Raw genomic sequence first — 16,909 nt, forward strand, 5'->3', positions numbered from 1 at the left:
TCTCCCGCGGTACCACCCTAGTAGATCATATACATGTGTATAGAATCCTCTTTATATTCTTAACGCGAATACACGCCTACGCTTACTCTATTTGTTCAGCGCGGAACTCCAGGGTGATATTCCCACTATCTCCTTATCCTGAGCTTACACCATCCTCAGTTCGCTATATAAGGTTTGAAAAGGTACTTATCCCTATCTTCGTTTTTCTTAATAAATATGTTGTTTAAAATTATATGTAATAATGAGAAAAACGTCAAGCTTACACTGTTTCTTCTTTTTTCAACAGTTCATCTACTTCGTCTTCTAATTCAATTAGTTTATCCCAATCATCGTTGTTTAACATCTCAAGCTGTGTTTCTAATAACATACGGAAACGAGTTCGGAATACTTTCGCTTGTTTCTTTAGCTCTTCAATATCAAAAGCAACTTTTCTTGATTTTACTAATGCTTCGTTAATAATACGATCAGCATTCTTTTCAGCTTCACGCACAATTAATTTCGCTTCTTTTTGCGCATTACGTTTTACTTCTTCCGCTGCTTCTTGTGCAACGACGATAGATTTGTTTAACGTATCTTCAATATTAGAGAAATGATCTAACTTCCCTTCTAACTGCGCAACTTTTTCTTCTAAAGCTTTTTTTTCACGAATGACCAATTCATAATCTTTGATAATTTGATCAAGAAACTCATTTACTTGATCTTCATCATAGCCACGGAATCCGCGACCAAATTCTTTGTTATGAATATCTAATGGTGTTAACGGCACAACGCCACCTCCAAGTAGTTATCTAAATTTCCTCTTTCAATTATATCTTTTCTTCGACAAAATAGGAGGATTTCCTTCTAAAAAACCAATCATTTTAGTATACCATACAAAATTCTCCATTTGTCGCGTTTTGTTCTACCTTCTACAGAAAATAATTTACTTCGGCCATATCCTCTAACAGAAAAAATATCTCCTGGATAGCATTCATAAGAAGTTTGCTCCACTGTTTTCCAATTGACTTTTACTAAACCATTTTTTATGAAAGGTTGTACTTTCTGTCTAGATAAATGTAACATTTCAGCTAACATAACATCTAAACGAAGTGAAGAAACCGTTCCAGATTTCTCTCCCCACGTTTCATCTATCTGTAGAATTTGTTCTCCTTGCACTGACGCTAAAGAGACTTTTACTTTCCCTATTGATTGTAAGTTCATCTCAATATACGATACAATTTCTTTCGCAACTACAATTTGGGCACGATTTTCTTGCAGCAAAATATCACCACATTTTTCTCTTTTTAAACCAAGAGACATAAATGTACCTAATATTTGCCTATGTTCTAGCGTATAAAACTTGGAAGGATAGTCAATTTCTAATACTTCTACTTGAAATTCTTCTTCATTTAATTCTAGATAGTCTGGATAAATAAGTGCTCTTTTACGCTCTGCATTAGGCGTTGCACCACCAAATTGCACAGCAACATCACCTTGTCCTATTACCATAGAAACAATTTGTTGTTGCCTAGGATCAAGAAAATCCGTTAACTTCACTTGATGGTATTCCGCCGCTCGCTTCCACTCTAGCACTTTATCCACAAAGACCTCCTCATCAGGCCTAAAATGTTCGTAGATGCTCATGTATTTACCTTCTTACTATAAGAAATAGCTTAATAAACTGAACAAACCAGTTTTAGCAAGTTTCAACGCAAAGATCGCAACGATTGGAGAAATATCAATCATTCCAAGCGGCGGAATAAAGCGGCGGAATGGTTCTAAATACGGTTCACAAATACGTGCCAGGAACTCTCCAAAAGATGATTCCTTTGCACCAGGAAACCATGATAGGAGAATGTAAATAATAAGTGCCCACGAGTAAATCTCGATAGCATAACTTAACACTATAAAAACTGTTGTCATGGCGTATTACCACCTCTTTATATTTGTTTCTTCTTCTTCACCGAATAACTCTGAAATCGCACCAACAATATCTACATTTTCAGGTGTACACATAAATGTTTTCGGCCCTATTTTTTGAATGTCCCCGCCTATAGCGTATACAGTACCACTTAAAAAGTCAACGATACGTACCGCTTGATCAGTAGACATTCTCTGCAAATTAATTACAACAGCTCGTCTACCTTTTAAGTGGTCCGCAATCCCTTGTGCTTCCGAATATGTGCGTGGTTCTAATAAAACAACTTTTGAAGATTGTTTTGCTGTTTCAATACTCACAACATTTTGCTTCGGTTGCGCTTTCGGAAACGTAACGTCTTGTTGTTCTGGTGGATCTTGCTGCTTTTTCATGTCTGTTTGCTCCTTTTCATAACCATATTGAGCTGCTTCTTTTTCTTCCGGTGTATCAAAAAAGAAGTATTTTACTTTTGACCAACTCATAATAAGATTCTCCTTCCTTTTACGCTTTTCCTACTAAAATCGTTCCCAAACGAATATATGTAGCCCCTTCTTCAATTGCAATTGTGTAATCGTTGGACATTCCCATTGATAATTCTTTACATGGCGCATGTAATAACTCTAGCTCCTGCACCTCTGTTTGCAGCATACGTAATTCCTTAAAACAGCGTCTGATTTCTTCCTCTTCTTCTGTAAATGGAGCCATCGTCATTAGTCCAACCACTTCAATTTTATCGAATTCTTGCAAACTTTGAATAAAAGAAACAACCTCTTCTATTGCCAATCCTTGCTTCGATTCTTCAGATGAGGTTTTCACTTGAATAAAGCATTTCACTTTCTTATCAGCACGTTTCTGAATTTCTTTCGCCAGCGAAAGACGATCTAACGAATGTAAATAATCAATTTCATTAATGATTTCTTTTACTTTTCTCGTTTGTAATGAGCCAATAAAGTGCCAATTAACTTTTGAACCGAAATGCTCGTATTTCTGTAAGAAACCTTCATTTCTATTTTCACCTAAATCGATAATTCCAGCTTCAATTACTTCGTTTGTTTTTTCAATCCCTACAGTTTTTGTAACTGCAACAAGTTTAATATCTTGCAACGAACGTCCAGCTCGAGCGCAAGATTCTTTAATAGCTTCATTTACAATTACTAAATTTTCTTGTACTGTCACTTGCTTCCTTCCTCCTTAAAACCTATGAAACTCAACATTCTTCCTGTCTTACCTTGATCACGACGATGAGAGAAAAATAGTTGCTCTTCACAGCTTGTACAAAGAGATGACATTACAATATGCTCTTCTTTTATGCCTGCTTGTACACATAATATACGATTAATTTCTTTTAAATTAATTGCGTACTGCCCGTCAGAAATTTTTTGATGAGGAACAGCACCGCTAACTACTTCCTGTGCTGCTGTTAATACACGATCATCCACAACATAACAACAAGATCCGATCGACGGCCCAATTGCAACATGAATTTCATCACTTGAAATACCTTCTGCATTCCACTTTTGAATCATTTCCTTTGCAATCTCTTGTACAGTGCCTTTCCATCCAGCATGCGCAAGTCCTATCATACCATGTGATGGTGCATAAAAATAGAGCGGAACACAATCCGCGTAACAAGACGTTAACAGAACATCTTCATTACTCGTATAAATGCCATCTGTTTTTGAAATGCCGTCCTCATATGAATAGACACCACTTCCCTTTTCCTGTTGCCCTACTTTTTCAACATGATGAGCATGAACTTGTTCAGAGCAAATCCAGTTTTCTAATGGTTTTTGTAACTTATTTGCTAAAATGCGTCTGTTTTCATGAACGTTCTCCACGATATCATTCACATGTAATCCTAAATTCATCGCATGAAAGGAGCCCGTACTTATCCCACCATCTTTTGTCGTAAATCCAGCAGTAATGTTTCCAAGTTCTTTCCACGCTTGTAAATACAGTATACCGTCCACATATTTAAATGGTTCTCTCATAATAAAGCGGCTCCTTTTAATTAAAATAACAGAAAAAAGCATGGTACTTCCTGTCTATTTTACCATACTTTTATTTTTTCATAATCCTAACAGAAAAAAAAGAGGAATTTGTAATATTCTTTATGAAATTGTCGGTGTTTGTATTGATTCTGTTACAGAATTAACAGGATTTACTCTTACAAGTATGACATCTTCCCCAATTTTCACAATTTCCTTCCAAGGAATTACAATCTCAACATCTTTTCCAAAAATACCTAGCATACGTGTCTGTTTGGAAATAATAACAGAACAAATTTTCCCTGTGTTCATATCAATTTCAATATCTCCAATATTCCCAATCCTTTTTCCATCTGAAATATTTATAACATCCTTCATCTGTAACTCTGAAATTCGTATCACCATTTTTATCCTCTCCCTTATATGACAAATTGGAAACTGTTTCTCATATTTACAGGAAGCCACCTATACGAAACACCATGCTAGTTTCATTATATGAACACTAATCCCCTACTATGAGCACAAACCATATTACATATAAAAAGGTCTCACCATAATTGGTGAGACCTTATCCTTGAATCGTTTTATTCATTTGTTTAATGGCTGACTTCTCTAAACGTGATACTTGCGCTTGGGAAATCCCAATTTCTTCTGCAACTTCCATCTGTGTCTTTCCTTGGAAGAAACGTTTTCTAATAATCATTTTCTCTCTATCATTTAAACGCTTCATTCCTTCTTTCAATGCTAATTCTTCAACCCACTGCTCGTCCTTTTGTTTTTCATCACTTAACTGATCCATAACAAAGATAGGATCTCCCCCATCATTATAAATCGGTTCAAATAATGAAACTGGATCTTGAATCGCATCTAAAGCAAATACTATCTCTTCATGAGTTACTTCTAGCACTTTTGCAATATCCATTGCTGTTGGTTCTTTTGAATTTTCTGCAATCAATTTTTCTCTTACTTGCAAAGCTTTATACGCAATATCTCGCAATGAGCGCGATACGCGAATCGGATTATTATCACGCAAATATCTGCGTATTTCCCCAATAATCATCGGCACAGCATACGTTGAAAATTTTACATTTTGGCCTAAATCAAAATTATCAATTGATTTCATAAGTCCGATGCAACCAACTTGAAATAAATCGTCAACATATTCTCCTCTGTTATTAAATCTTTGGATGACGCTCAGTACAAGACGTAAGTTTCCATTCACTAATTTTTCTCTTGCGCTTATCTCTCCACTTTGCATTTCACGAAATAATTTACGCATCTCTTCATTTTTTAATACTGGAAGTTTAGCTGTATCAACACCGCAAATTTCTACTTTGTTTCTCGTCAAAGTGTTCCCTCCTATCGGGAGTTGCTGTACAGTGTAAAGTATTTCCTTTGAAGGGGATTTTATGCATGTGGTTTTTTCACGATTTATTATTTAAATTATCTTTCCTAATACAACTAAATAGAATAAGACCAGCCTACATAACGGCTGGTCTTATTCTTTACACCATTTTATTAAATTCTTTTCGTAATCTTTTTATAATTCTTTTTTCTAAACGCGAAATGTATGACTGTGAAATCCCAAGCATATCAGCCACATCTTTTTGCGTCTTTTCCTCTCCTCCAGCAAGCCCAAACCGAAGTTCCATAATTTGTTTTTCACGATCATTTAATTGGTGTAATGCTTTCATTAAAAGGTGACGATCTACAGTAGCTTCTAAATCTTTTGTAATAATATCATCATCTGTACCTAACACGTCAGACAATAACAGTTCATTCCCATCCCAATCAATGTTTAGTGGTTCATCAAAAGAAACTTCCGAACGATTTTTGTTATTTCGACGTAAATGCATTAAAATTTCATTTTCTATACAACGCGATGCATATGTTGCTAATTTTATTTTCTTTTCTGGATTAAATGTATTCACCGCTTTAATAAGGCCGATTGTTCCTATACTAATCAAATCTTCAATATTTATCCCTGTATTTTCAAACTTTCTTGCTATATATACAACGAGCCTTAAGTTACGTTCAATAAGTAATGACCTTGCTGCCTGATCTCCTTTTGGCAATTTATTCAAAAGAACTTCCTCTTCTTCTTTTGTTAACGGTGGTGGCAACGCTTCACTTCCACCAATATAATAAATTTCATCGGTCTTAATTCCTAATTTCAGCAATACTTTATACCAAAGGTATACTAAATAAAATTTTAATTTCATCATATTATCCCGCCTCTCATTTATTAAGCGATCACCATTTTTTGCGAAATCAACATTTTTGGATGCACAATACATTGATACTCCCCATTAGTAGACAGCTGTTGTGTATTTAATCCAATTAATACTTTGTTTACAACAATAGAACTACCTTCATGGTCAACTTGCACACTGTCAGGCTTAATTGCCCACAAAAATTGACTCTCTACTCCTACTGCACGGAAAGGAATTAAGCGTAATTTGGTCGCCCAACCAGAATCATTTTCTGGTATTTGAGGAATTTCTGTTTTGGAATAAATTTGTTCTGTTAACCAAGATGGTAAGCAATGTTCTAATGATGAAACATGCATAATCATAACAGGTGTTTTTGTTAATGGGTCATAAAGTTGGTTCCCACTGTCAATAAGACCTGCGAGTTCTAGTTCTTCTTCGGCTAATTGAATTTTTACTTTCACAATTTGATCATAGTGTATTTTCGTGACCTCTACGCTTTCAATACGCTTTTTAGAAAAATAATAAATTACTGGAAAACCAAAAATAACAAATAACCAACTAATTGGATCACCGTAAGAAATTGACTGAGATTGAACCAATCCATTTACCATTTCATTCGTTTGCAAAAAGAAATGAGTTCCAATTAATCCTCCGCCAACCATAAAGGTTACAAAGTAAAAAGTAAAAACAGTTTGTGCATAATTTCTAAATGTCGTAAACCCAAATGCTGTATACACAATAAGTAACGAGTACAGTAGTTTCATAATTGGATGTGTCATCATAGAAGCAAAAGGAGTAAAGGCAAAAATAACAATAGTTGAACCTATAAATGCCCCTAACACAAGCCTCCATCTTTTGATTTTCTTTTTTAACACGGTAGCTGTTAATAAAAGCAAAAGAAAATCAATGCAGGCGTTTAACAACCAAACAACGTCGGCGTAAACAACCAAACAATTCACCTCTTTTTTCAAGTTGAGACTAGTATAATGCATATCCAATAGGAAAGTGTGTCAATTTGCGGAGGTGTTTTTTTGTTATTTTGTGATTTCTAGACATAATCTGTCGGTAAAAAATAAAAGTACAAATTCATAGAATGATATACTCTTATTTTCACAAACAAAATATATTGAAATATACGAAATAAAAAAAGACCTGCTTAGCAGGTCTCTTTTCCATAAAAAATAAAAAGGAGCATGAAAGCTCCTTTTTTTATCGTCTACGACGGTTACGTAAAAATGCTGGAATATCGATATCATCTGAATCTGAATGACGCTCATGTACAACTGGCTCTTCACGCTTCATTTCACGTTTTACTTCACGCTGTTTTGAAGGTTGAGCTACTGGTTGTTGCTGTTGTTGCGTGTGGTTCGCATTCGGACGAATAATTGGTTTTGGTGGTTGAGTTGCAATGCTATCATCAAAACCAGTTGCAATTACAGTTACAACGATATCATCTTTTAATCCTTCGTTAATAACAGAACCGAAGATCATATTTACTTCTGGATCTGAAGCTGAAGCTACGATGTCTGCCGCTTCTTGTACTTCATATAAGCTTAAGTTAGCGCCACCCGTAATGTTCATGATAACACCTTGAGCTCCATCAATAGATGTTTCTAGTAATGGGCTAGAAATCGCTTTTTTCGCAGCTTCTGCAGCACGATTTTCCCCATTACCAGAACCAATACCCATTAAAGCAGAACCTCTATTAGACATAATTGTCTTTACGTCTGCAAAGTCTAAGTTAATTAAACCTGGCGTTGCAATTAAATCCGAAATACCTTGAACACCTTGACGTAATACGTTATCAGCTTCACGGAATGCTTCTAACATTGGCGTATTTTTATCAACAATCTCTAATAAGCGATCGTTTGGAATTACAATAAGAGTATCTACATTTTCTTTAAATGCTGCAATACCAGATGCTGCTTGCGTCGCACGCTTACGTCCTTCAAAAGTAAATGGACGTGTTACAACACCTACTGTTAAAGCACCTAATTCTTTTGCAACTTGAGCAACAACTGGAGCTGCACCAGTTCCAGTTCCACCGCCCATACCGGCAGTTACGAAGACCATATCCGCACCACGAAGTGCTTCTTGGATCTGTTCTTTACTTTCTTCTGCAGCTTTTTTCCCTACTTCAGGGTTTGCGCCTGCACCAAGTCCACGCGTTAATTTTCCACCAATTTGCATTTTTGTTTCAGCTTTTGATAGATTTAATGCTTGTGCATCAGTGTTCACAGCGATAAAGTCTACACCTTGTACACCGTGTTCAATCATACGGTTTACAGCATTGTTTCCGCCACCGCCGACACCGATAACTTTTATATTCGCTAATTGATCTTGAGTAGTATCAAACTCTAACATGTCGAAATCCCCCTAGAACCTCATTTTTCGTGTCCAATTTTAATCCCATAAATAACGGAATACACGTTTTACTTTTGACATCATGCGGTCATCATTTTGATTATTATTGTTTTGATTACGAGTTTTTTGTTTCGTGGGTTGCTGTTGTACCGGCGTTGGTGCTGGTGCTGGTACTGGTTCAAAATGCTCTTGCTTTTCCTGCACATTTTTCCCACGTAATTTAGCTTTTTGATAAGAATGTTTAATTAATCCAACTCCACTTGTATATTGGGGCTCACGCACACCAATATAATCAGGAGTTGCTACACGAACATTTTCATGTAAAATATCATATGCAAGATCAAGAACACCTGGCATAGAAGCAATTCCGCCAGTTAGTACATAACCAGAAGCCACTTGCTTTACTCCTAACTTACGCACTTCATCTTGAACAAACATTAAAATTTCCTCTACACGAGCCTCTATTATATCCGATAATTCCAACTGAGAATATTGTTCTGTTTGATCACTTCCCATAATAGGAACCGTAAACATCTCTTCTTCAGATGCTGTATCATAAAAAGCATGTCCATATTTCAACTTAATTTGATCTGCATTTTCTGTTGAAGTTTTCAACCCAATCGCAATATCTTTCGTTATATGGTCTCCACCTAATGGTAATACGCTTGTCGCTTGTAACTCTCCATCTTTAAAAATAGATAAAGTTGTAGATCCTCCCCCCATATCAACAAGGGCTACTCCTCTATTTTTTTCATCTGAAGATATTGCAACTGTTGCAGCCGCTAAAGGTTGAAGACAAATATCAACAATTTCAAGACCTGCTTTTTCTACACAACGAAGTAGGTTATGTAGTAAAGTTCTCGAGCCTGTAATAAGTGTACCTTCCATTTCTAATCTTACACCGATCATCCCGCGTGGATCGTTAATCTCGTCAAGACCGTCTACGATGAACTGTCGAGGTACCACATCAATAAACTCACGTTCTGGAGCAATTGACACAACTTGTGCTGCATCTAGAACGCGTAAGACATCTTCATTCCCGATTTCACGATCTTCATTTGAAACAGCGACTACTCCGTGACAAGGAAGTAGCTGTACCTGGTTTGCATTGACACCTACTACAACTTGCTCAATGTGGATTCCCACCATGCGCTCAGCTTGTTCAATTGCTTTTTTAATTGATCGAACAGTCTCGTCTATATCAACTATCGATCCCTTCTTTAAACCATTTGATTTTACATTTCCAACACCAATAATGTTTAAGCTGTCATTAACCATTTCACCAATGATGACTTTAACATTGGATGTACCGATGTCAAGACTAACATATATTTCATTGCTGTTCATTCTTTGGCACCTCCTTCTTTATTTATACCATACAACTCAATATATGGAACAACAATCGCAACTTTACTATTTATAAGAAAAATATTCAACGTCTTTATACGTTTCCCTTTTTTAACCCTATATTTTTCTTATTTTTATTTAGCATTCAATTAAGAATATCGCAGTAAACTATGAATAACTGCTTATCTTGAAATAATTCTATTTCGAGTGTAAAGTTTACCGCCAAGTATAAGTCTACACTAAGATGTACTCATAGAAAAGTGAAACTTGTACCAATACTAGTATGAATCTAAGAATTTTTACATATTTTTCATCAAATGAACCATTCTTCTAAATTCGTATACACATAATAGAACATTCGTTTCGTTTTTTCTGCTATAAGTAACGAAAACTACCATTCTATTCTTTTTTTTCTTCCGCACCTAATTCTTTCGTATATGCACCTACTTCTAAGTCAATTAATACCTTCTTACCTGGCTCAATTGTTTTTAAAATAAGCGGATAGGCTTCCATACGTTTTGCGAAATTTTGAATTGTAGTGCTCACTTCATAACCTTCATTCATATATAAAGTAAGATGATCTTCATTCGCATTCGTTGGTGAATAGCGAATCTCCGAAATAGATTTTAAAATAGCTGGTGTTAATTTTTCTAGTTCAGCGATTAACTCCTTCATTTTCTCTTCTTTAAAAGGTTCGAAAATCGGTGCTGCAACAGGAAGTTTTCCATTAGGTAGTACATCAAGCGTTTTTCCATTCTCTAATAACGGTTGTAATTTTCCCTCTTTATTTATATAACCAATCGTTAAATATTCTTCGATATGAATATCAATATTGTTTGGAAAACGTTTTTTTACATTTACTGCTTTAATTTCTTTTCGCTTCGTTAAGTTTTCTTCAGCTTTATGTGCTGTCACTCGGAAATAACTTGTATCATATGTCACGCCTGAATCCTTCATTACTTGTTCATCCGTCATATAGTGATTTCCAAACACACTAATCTTTTTTATATTACTAAGCGGAGACCGAAAATAAATTAAAAAGAGCACTAATAAAAATAAAATTGATATGTATAAAATCAATCGATGATTAACATTTTTTTTGTTTTTTTTCTTTTGATTTTTCAATTTTGGTACACGATCTTGTAGTTTAATCACTTTACTATTATTCATGTACGATCCCCCTATGTAACATAAAGAACGGCATGTTCCTCATGCCGTTCTTATCTTCTTATTATAACATAAATGATAATGAGCGGAACGAATAACCGTTATCTTCCAATGATTTCTACTTCTGTGTGCATATCTACATCAAATTTATCCTTAATTGTATGTTTTATTAATTCAATTAAAGACAATACATCTTGCGCTGAAGCTCCCCCAGTATTAACAATAAAATTGCCATGCATTTCAGAAATTTGAGCTCCACCAATCCTATAGCCACGAAGCCCTGCTTTTTCTACTAAATCTCCTGCAAAATGTGGGATTGGATTCCGAAATACACTTCCTGCACACGGGTGATTCCATGGTTGCGTTTCACGGCGGTAATCTTTATTATTTTGCATGCTACGTACAATTTCTTCACGTTTCCCCGCCTGTAATTGAAACACCGCCTCTAAAACAATACCAGGACGTTTCGTTTGCAATACAGATGCCCGATAAGAAAACTCCAGTTCTTTATTCGTTAACCAGTCAATTGCACCGTCTTCAAACAGAATGAGAGCCTTCGATAATACACTCGATATATCCGATTTATGTGCACCTGCATTCATATATACTGCACCACCGACACTTCCTGGAATACCGCTTGCAAACTCCAATCCAGCTAACCCTTGACGACTAAGTAAAGTTGACAATTTAATAAGAGGATATCCACTACCAACTCTTACCTTATGTTTTTCGACCTCTAAGTGATCTAATCCTTCTCCTAAACGAATAACAACACCTTCTATGCCTTGATCAGATACAAGAAGGTTTGAACCGCGACCAATTACAGTCCACTTCGTTTTGTATTGCTTTACTAACTGTAATGTTTTTTCAATACCGGCTACATGCTTTGGCACAATTAAAATATCCGCTGGGCCACCTATTTTCATAGTTGTATAACGTGCTAACGGCTCGTTAGCCAAAACACGACCAACGTCTGCTTCTATAAGCTCATTTACTAATTGTTCCATAGACAATCTCCCCCATATTAAGTCTCCTTATGACAATAATATGCAGGGCGTTCACCTAACGTTATCCCTCTATTTACGGGCAGTACAGCTCCTAAATCAAAATTAGGTGATAACAAAGAAATTAGGCGGAATGAGGATACCAGTAAACATCCGATTAGTGAAAGGTAATAATCAAAGAGAGAGAGAATCACTCCCCACTGATTAAAGCCTCACTTTATTTTTTTACAAGTTTATTCATTACTTCATACAGCTTATTTGCTGCATCTGGAATACCTAGTTGCTTAGCAGCTAGCTTCATATTTTGTAATGTTTGTGCATCTAATAAAATCTCATCAATATCACGAATAAGCGTTTCAGCTGTTAAATCTTTTTCAAGTAACATTTTTGCCGCTCCTTTATCAACAACTGAACGTGCATTCTTTTCCTGATGATTATTTGTTACATACGGACTCGGTATTAACACACTTGGTTTTCCTAACGCTGTTAATTCTGCAAGTGTTGTTGCCCCAGCCCTTGAAACAACAAGGTCTACACCAGTTAGTACCTCTGGCATATTATGAATGAACGGCTTAATAATAACATTGCTTGGGTTCCCTTTTTGCTTCACGGCTTCCATCACTTTGTCATAATGTACTTCACCTGTTACATATAGTATTTCGTAGCTTTTGTTCCCAAACTGTTCAATTGCTTCAACGAAGGCATCGTTAATCGGTCTAGCCCCACGACTTCCACCAAATATAAGTACAGACTTTTTAGGAAGAGAAAGCCCAACTGAACGTTTCCCCTTCATTCCATTTTGTTCCATTACCTCTGATGCTCGTGGATTACCTGTCATTACCACTTTTGACTCCGGAAAATGCTCTATAGCTGCTTCAAAACAAACAGCAACTTTATCAACATAACGGCTTAAAAACTTGTTCGTTACACCTGGTACACTATTTTGTTCATGTACAATAGTTGGAATACCTAATTTGGCTGCAGCGTATACAACTGGTCCACATACATATCCACCCGTTCCAATTACGATATCCGGATTAAAACGACGAATATATCGTTTACTATCCTGTACACCTTTTAGAAAACGCATTACTGTTTTCACATTATCTAATGATATTTTTCGTTTAAATCCACTTATAACAATAGATTGAAATGGTATACCTGCTTTTGGAACGATTGTACTCTCTAGTCCATTTTCCGTACCAATATATAAAAATCTTGCTTCTGGATTTAACTTTTTTATTTCTCTAATTAAAGCAAGAGCTGGATAAATATGACCACCAGTACCCCCACCACTCACTAATACACGCACTACTAACTCCTCCGCTTCTCTTTTCTTATTTCCATTATATTTATTTCTATATACATATTGCATTTTTACACACATACGAAAAACCCTGTCTTATAAACAGGGTTTAGTAGCGAGAATGGCGACTTATATTTAATAATACACCTACCGCCATTAACATTAATGTCAAACTTGATCCACCATAACTTAAAAACGGCAAGGTAATACCCGTAACAGGCATTAGTCCTGTTACAACACCAACATTAATCATTACTTGAATCGCAATCATCGCCACAATACCTACTGCTAAAAACGTACCATATAAATCTGGCGCTCCTAATGCGATACGAATCCCGCGCCATAATAATAGACTAAATAATAATAACACAAATGAACCACCAATAAAACCTAATTCCTCGGATAAGATCGCAAATATAAAGTCAGTTTGTGGTTCAGGTAAATAAAGAAATTTTTGTCTACTTTGTCCAAGTCCAAGCCCAAATAATCCACCAGGTCCAATTGCAAGTAATGATTGGATAATTTGAAATCCACTCCCGAGCGGATCTGACCACGGATCTAAATATGATGTAATGCGTTTCATTCGATACGGTGCTGATGCAATTAACCCTACAAATCCTGCTACACCAATCAAACCAAACATTGCAAAGTGAAAAACTCTCGCTCCCGAAATGAATATCATAATGATACATGTCCCAACCATTACCGTTCCTGTCCCAAGGTCTGGCTGTAACATAATCATCCCAAAAGCAAGAAACACAAAACTAAGAGCCGGTAATAAACCACGTTTAAAAGATGTAATCAATTTTTGCCGTTCTGCTAAAAACTTTGCCAAGAAAATAATCATCGCAAACTTCATAAATTCTGACGGCTGAATCGAAAATGCTCCGATTCCAATCCAACTTCGTGCTCCTCCTCGAACAAGACCTACTCCAGGAATAAGAACGAGAATAAGAAGAATGAAGCAAACTAGCAAAATCACTTTTGAATACGTACGCCACACCCAATAATCAATTTTCATAATAAAAAACATAGCTACTACACCAAGACCCGCAAACAGTAATTGTCTTTTTGCAAAAAAGAATGAGTCCCCCATTTTATAAGAGGCCCAAACTGCACTCGCACTATAAACCATAATCATTCCGATTGTCAACAATGAAAGTGTTACGATGATGAGAATAAAATCAGGCGTTTTCTTCATTACCCACAAACACCACCTCTTTAGGCAGAACCTTTTGCCCTATGTAACAAAACATCAGTAGGTGTTAGCCTACTGATGTTTTGATTTACTTTATATAAGTTTATGCACAGCTTGTATAAAAATGTCTCCTCTTTCTTCAAATGTTTTAAATTGATCCCAGCTTGCACACGCTGGAGAAAGAAGAACGACATCACCATCTTTAGAATGAGCATAAGCTTTCACCACTGCTTCATCTAAAGTATCGACACTTTCAATTATATCTAATCCCGCTTTTTCTGCCGCTCTTACTAGTTTAGGAGCTGTTTGTCCAAATGTTACAATCGCTTTTACATTTTTGAAATACGGAATTAAATCATCGAATTCATTTCCGCGATCAAGCCCACCTGCTAGTAACACAATCGGTTGTGTAAACGCAGATAGTGCTTTCTCAGTCGCTAACATATTCGTTGCTTTTGAATCATTATAAAACTTACGGTTGTTAATCGTTGTTACATATTCTAAACGATGTTTTACACCCGTAAAACGTTTTAACACGACCGTAATTGCTTCATTAGAAGTACCTAATAATTTCGCAATACTCATCGCAGCTAAAATATTTTCTAGATTATGTTGACCAGGTAAAACGATATCGCTTACTTCAATAACTTTTTCACCTTTGAAATAAAGAGCGTTATCTTTTATACACGCACCATCTTCAATTTCTTTCGTTGTCGAAAACAGGATTTTTTGACCTTTAGAATACGCAGACAAAGCCATCACATCTGCATCATCCGCATTTATTACACTATAATCATTTTCTGTTTGGTTTTTAAAAATATTTGCTTTTGCTAAACCATATTCTTTCTTCGTCCCATGATAATCTAAGTGGGCCTCAAATAAATTTAAAAACGCAGCAATTTTAGGTTGGAACAATTCTACTCCCATCAATTGAAACGATGAAAGTTCTGTAACTACAACTTCATTTTCTTTTGCATCCTGTGCTACTTCACACGCTACAGTTCCAATGTTCCCTGCAATTACAGGATGCTTTTGTCCTTCTTTTAGCATTTCAAATGTCAGCATTGTCGTCGTCGTTTTACCGTTAGACCCCGTAATCCCAACAAATGGTGCTTCTGAAATACGATATGCTAATTCAACTTCCGTAACAATCGGAATTTGCTTTTCTTTCGCAGCAACTAATATTGGATTAGAATACGGGATTCCTGGATTTTTTACTACAAGAGAAATATTTCTCTCTAATAATTCTAAAGGATGACCACCGCATACAACGTCCATTCCTTTTGCTTGTAATTCTGCAGCAAGTACATTCTCTGCTAAAGGCTTTCCGTCATTTACAATAACATTTGCCCCTAACTTTTGTAACAATGTAGCTGCTGCATAACCACTTTTTGCAATGCCCAATACAAGAATATTCTTATTTTGAAATTCAGTTACAGTTTTCAATTACATCCACACCCCGATATAAATTCCTAACACAGCTAATAAAAATCCTGCAGACCAAAACGTCACAACAACACGCCACTCTGACCAACCACATAATTCATAGTGATGGTGTAATGGACTCATTTTAAAGACACGTTTTCCTGTTGTTTTAAATGAAATGACCTGAATGATAACCGATAAAGTTTCCATTACGAATACTCCGCCAATAATTACAAGTAGCAATTCTTGTTTTAATAAAATCGCTACAGCTGCAATGGCTCCACCTAAAGCTAATGAACCTGTATCTCCCATAAACACTTTTGCTGGATTCGCATTGAATACTAAAAATCCAAGTACAGCTCCTACAACTGCCATACAGAATATCGCTACTCCAAATTGCTCTTGTGCCACAGCAATAATACTAAATGCTCCAAATGCAATAGCAGCTGTTCCTGATAATAAACCATCTAAACCGTCAGTTAAGTTAACTGCATTTGATCCACCAATAAGCATAAATAGTACAAGTACGAAATACGCCCAACCTAATTCAAACTTAACATCCGTTCCCGGAATCATGATGTATGTGTGGAACGCTTGCCCTTTTCCAATTAAAAAGAATGCAATAGCAATAACAAGCTGACCTACTAATTTTTGCTTTGATGTTAAACCAAGATTTCTCTTCTTAACTACCTTTATGTAGTCATCTAAAAATCCAATCAATCCGTAACCAAACGTCACTAATAGTAATAACGAAACCTCTGCACCTAAATAATTAAACTTAATCGCCATAATAAGTGAAGTTACCATCATAGATACGTATATGACGATACCACCCATTGTCGGTGTCCCTGATTTTTTTTGATGTGACTTTGGTCCCTCATCACGAATACTCTGTCCGAACTTTAATTTTCTTAAAAATGGAATAAACAATGGCGAAAGGGCAACAGAAATTAAGAATGCTACCCCAGCCGTTACTAATAAACCTTGCTCAAGCACATGT

General features: G+C 36.0%; 18 protein-coding genes and 1 other annotated feature (1 of these 19 running past the window's edge). All 18 genes read right to left on the reverse strand.

Going from position 1 to position 16,909, the window contains the following annotated elements; translation table 11 throughout:
* Window positions 1-208, reverse strand: a binding site (T-box leader) (it extends 16 nt beyond the left edge of the window).
* A 51-nt stretch (window positions 209-259) separates the two neighbouring features.
* The 18 genes from divIVA to mraY all read right to left on the reverse strand — a co-directional run bounded on the left by divIVA (window position 260) and on the right by mraY (window position 16,905).
* Window positions 260-766, reverse strand: coding sequence for a septum site-determining protein DivIVA (gene divIVA / locus ACTFR3_RS10555; RefSeq protein WP_001131611.1), 507 nt, complete (start codon window positions 764-766; stop codon window positions 260-262).
* 89 nt (window positions 767-855) lie between these two features.
* Window positions 856-1,623 carry an RNA-binding protein gene (locus ACTFR3_RS10560; protein ID WP_440044410.1) on the reverse strand — a complete coding sequence of 256 codons (768 nt, stop codon included), beginning with the start codon at window positions 1,621-1,623 and terminating at the stop codon, window positions 856-858.
* Between the two features lie 15 nt (window positions 1,624-1,638).
* Window positions 1,639-1,902 (reverse strand): YggT family protein, encoded by a 264-nt coding sequence (locus ACTFR3_RS10565; protein ID WP_000214233.1) that lies wholly within the window; start codon window positions 1,900-1,902, stop codon window positions 1,639-1,641.
* A gap of 6 nt (window positions 1,903-1,908) precedes the next feature.
* Window positions 1,909-2,379, reverse strand: coding sequence for a cell division protein SepF (locus tag ACTFR3_RS10570; protein WP_000119129.1), 471 nt, complete (start codon window positions 2,377-2,379; stop codon window positions 1,909-1,911).
* A 19-nt stretch (window positions 2,380-2,398) separates the two neighbouring features.
* A complete protein-coding gene (locus ACTFR3_RS10575; protein ID WP_000218005.1) occupies window positions 2,399-3,073 on the reverse strand; it encodes a YggS family pyridoxal phosphate-dependent enzyme in 675 nt (224 codons plus the stop codon).
* On the reverse strand, window positions 3,070-3,888 hold the full coding sequence (pgeF, locus tag ACTFR3_RS10580) for a peptidoglycan editing factor PgeF (RefSeq protein ID WP_001209008.1): 819 nt from the start codon (window positions 3,886-3,888) through the stop codon (window positions 3,070-3,072). The genes ACTFR3_RS10575 and pgeF overlap by 4 nt, the downstream gene beginning before the upstream one ends.
* A gap of 120 nt (window positions 3,889-4,008) precedes the next feature.
* The gene (locus ACTFR3_RS10585; protein ID WP_000236745.1) at window positions 4,009-4,290 is read right to left on the reverse strand and encodes a YlmC/YmxH family sporulation protein; all 282 of its coding nucleotides are present in this window, start codon (window positions 4,288-4,290) and stop codon (window positions 4,009-4,011) included.
* A 163-nt stretch (window positions 4,291-4,453) separates the two neighbouring features.
* Window positions 4,454-5,233 (reverse strand): RNA polymerase sporulation sigma factor SigG, encoded by a 780-nt coding sequence (gene sigG / locus ACTFR3_RS10590; protein ID WP_000197755.1) that lies wholly within the window; start codon window positions 5,231-5,233, stop codon window positions 4,454-4,456.
* Window positions 5,234-5,390: 157 nt separating this feature from the next.
* A complete protein-coding gene (gene sigE / locus ACTFR3_RS10595) occupies window positions 5,391-6,110 on the reverse strand; it encodes an RNA polymerase sporulation sigma factor SigE (protein WP_000976948.1) in 720 nt (239 codons plus the stop codon).
* Between the two features lie 20 nt (window positions 6,111-6,130).
* Entirely contained in the window at window positions 6,131-7,048 is a 918-nt protein-coding gene (gene spoIIGA, locus ACTFR3_RS10600; protein ID WP_000261975.1) for a sigma-E processing peptidase SpoIIGA, read from the reverse strand.
* 259 nt (window positions 7,049-7,307) lie between these two features.
* Window positions 7,308-8,462, reverse strand: a complete 1,155-nt coding sequence (gene ftsZ, locus ACTFR3_RS10605; protein ID WP_000888984.1) for a cell division protein FtsZ — start codon at window positions 8,460-8,462, stop codon at window positions 7,308-7,310.
* Between the two features lie 39 nt (window positions 8,463-8,501).
* The gene (ftsA, locus tag ACTFR3_RS10610) at window positions 8,502-9,809 is read right to left on the reverse strand and encodes a cell division protein FtsA (protein ID WP_001087558.1); all 1,308 of its coding nucleotides are present in this window, start codon (window positions 9,807-9,809) and stop codon (window positions 8,502-8,504) included.
* Window positions 9,810-10,208: 399 nt separating this feature from the next.
* Window positions 10,209-10,979: a cell division protein DivIB gene (divIB, locus tag ACTFR3_RS10615; protein ID WP_001065793.1), complete on the reverse strand. Its 771-nt coding sequence runs from the start codon at window positions 10,977-10,979 to the stop codon at window positions 10,209-10,211.
* 98 nt (window positions 10,980-11,077) lie between these two features.
* The gene (murB, locus tag ACTFR3_RS10620) at window positions 11,078-11,983 is read right to left on the reverse strand and encodes a UDP-N-acetylmuramate dehydrogenase (RefSeq protein ID WP_000437018.1); all 906 of its coding nucleotides are present in this window, start codon (window positions 11,981-11,983) and stop codon (window positions 11,078-11,080) included.
* Window positions 11,984-12,197: 214 nt separating this feature from the next.
* The gene (murG, locus tag ACTFR3_RS10625) at window positions 12,198-13,292 is read right to left on the reverse strand and encodes an undecaprenyldiphospho-muramoylpentapeptide beta-N-acetylglucosaminyltransferase (RefSeq protein ID WP_025689214.1); all 1,095 of its coding nucleotides are present in this window, start codon (window positions 13,290-13,292) and stop codon (window positions 12,198-12,200) included.
* Between the two features lie 103 nt (window positions 13,293-13,395).
* Window positions 13,396-14,487, reverse strand: coding sequence for a stage V sporulation protein E (gene spoVE / locus ACTFR3_RS10630; RefSeq protein ID WP_000753520.1), 1,092 nt, complete (start codon window positions 14,485-14,487; stop codon window positions 13,396-13,398).
* 90 nt (window positions 14,488-14,577) lie between these two features.
* Window positions 14,578-15,930: a UDP-N-acetylmuramoyl-L-alanine--D-glutamate ligase gene (murD, locus tag ACTFR3_RS10635; protein ID WP_000860115.1), complete on the reverse strand. Its 1,353-nt coding sequence runs from the start codon at window positions 15,928-15,930 to the stop codon at window positions 14,578-14,580.
* Window positions 15,931-16,905 (reverse strand): phospho-N-acetylmuramoyl-pentapeptide-transferase, encoded by a 975-nt coding sequence (mraY, locus tag ACTFR3_RS10640; RefSeq protein WP_000893060.1) that lies wholly within the window; start codon window positions 16,903-16,905, stop codon window positions 15,931-15,933.
* Window positions 16,906-16,909: the final 4 nt, after the last annotated feature.

The organism is Bacillus cereus group sp. MYBK14-1 (genome assembly GCF_051916885.1).
GTDB classification, from domain to species: Bacteria; Bacillota; Bacilli; order Bacillales; family Bacillaceae_G; genus Bacillus_A; species Bacillus_A cereus.

What these genes read in the sequence shown, in the direction of transcription:
- ACTFR3_RS10570 (WP_000119129.1), bottom strand. Translation starts at nt 2,379, where the DNA reads ATGAGTTGGTCAAAAGTAAAATACTTCTTTTTTGATACACCGGAAGAA.
- sigE (WP_000976948.1), bottom strand. Translation starts at nt 6,110, where the DNA reads ATGATGAAATTAAAATTTTATTTAGTATACCTTTGGTATAAAGTATTG.
- murB (WP_000437018.1), bottom strand. Translation starts at nt 11,983, where the DNA reads ATGGAACAATTAGTAAATGAGCTTATAGAAGCAGACGTTGGTCGTGTT.
- ACTFR3_RS10585 (WP_000236745.1), bottom strand. Translation starts at nt 4,290, where the DNA reads ATGGTGATACGAATTTCAGAGTTACAGATGAAGGATGTTATAAATATT.
- pgeF (WP_001209008.1), bottom strand. Translation starts at nt 3,888, where the DNA reads ATGAGAGAACCATTTAAATATGTGGACGGTATACTGTATTTACAAGCG.
- divIB (WP_001065793.1), bottom strand. Translation starts at nt 10,979, where the DNA reads ATGAATAATAGTAAAGTGATTAAACTACAAGATCGTGTACCAAAATTG.
- spoVE (WP_000753520.1), bottom strand. Translation starts at nt 14,487, where the DNA reads ATGAAGAAAACGCCTGATTTTATTCTCATCATCGTAACACTTTCATTG.
- ACTFR3_RS10560 (WP_440044410.1), bottom strand. Translation starts at nt 1,623, where the DNA reads ATGAGCATCTACGAACATTTTAGGCCTGATGAGGAGGTCTTTGTGGAT.
- ftsZ (WP_000888984.1), bottom strand. Translation starts at nt 8,462, where the DNA reads ATGTTAGAGTTTGATACTACTCAAGATCAATTAGCGAATATAAAAGTT.
- ACTFR3_RS10565 (WP_000214233.1), bottom strand. Translation starts at nt 1,902, where the DNA reads ATGACAACAGTTTTTATAGTGTTAAGTTATGCTATCGAGATTTACTCG.
- ftsA (WP_001087558.1), bottom strand. Translation starts at nt 9,809, where the DNA reads ATGAACAGCAATGAAATATATGTTAGTCTTGACATCGGTACATCCAAT.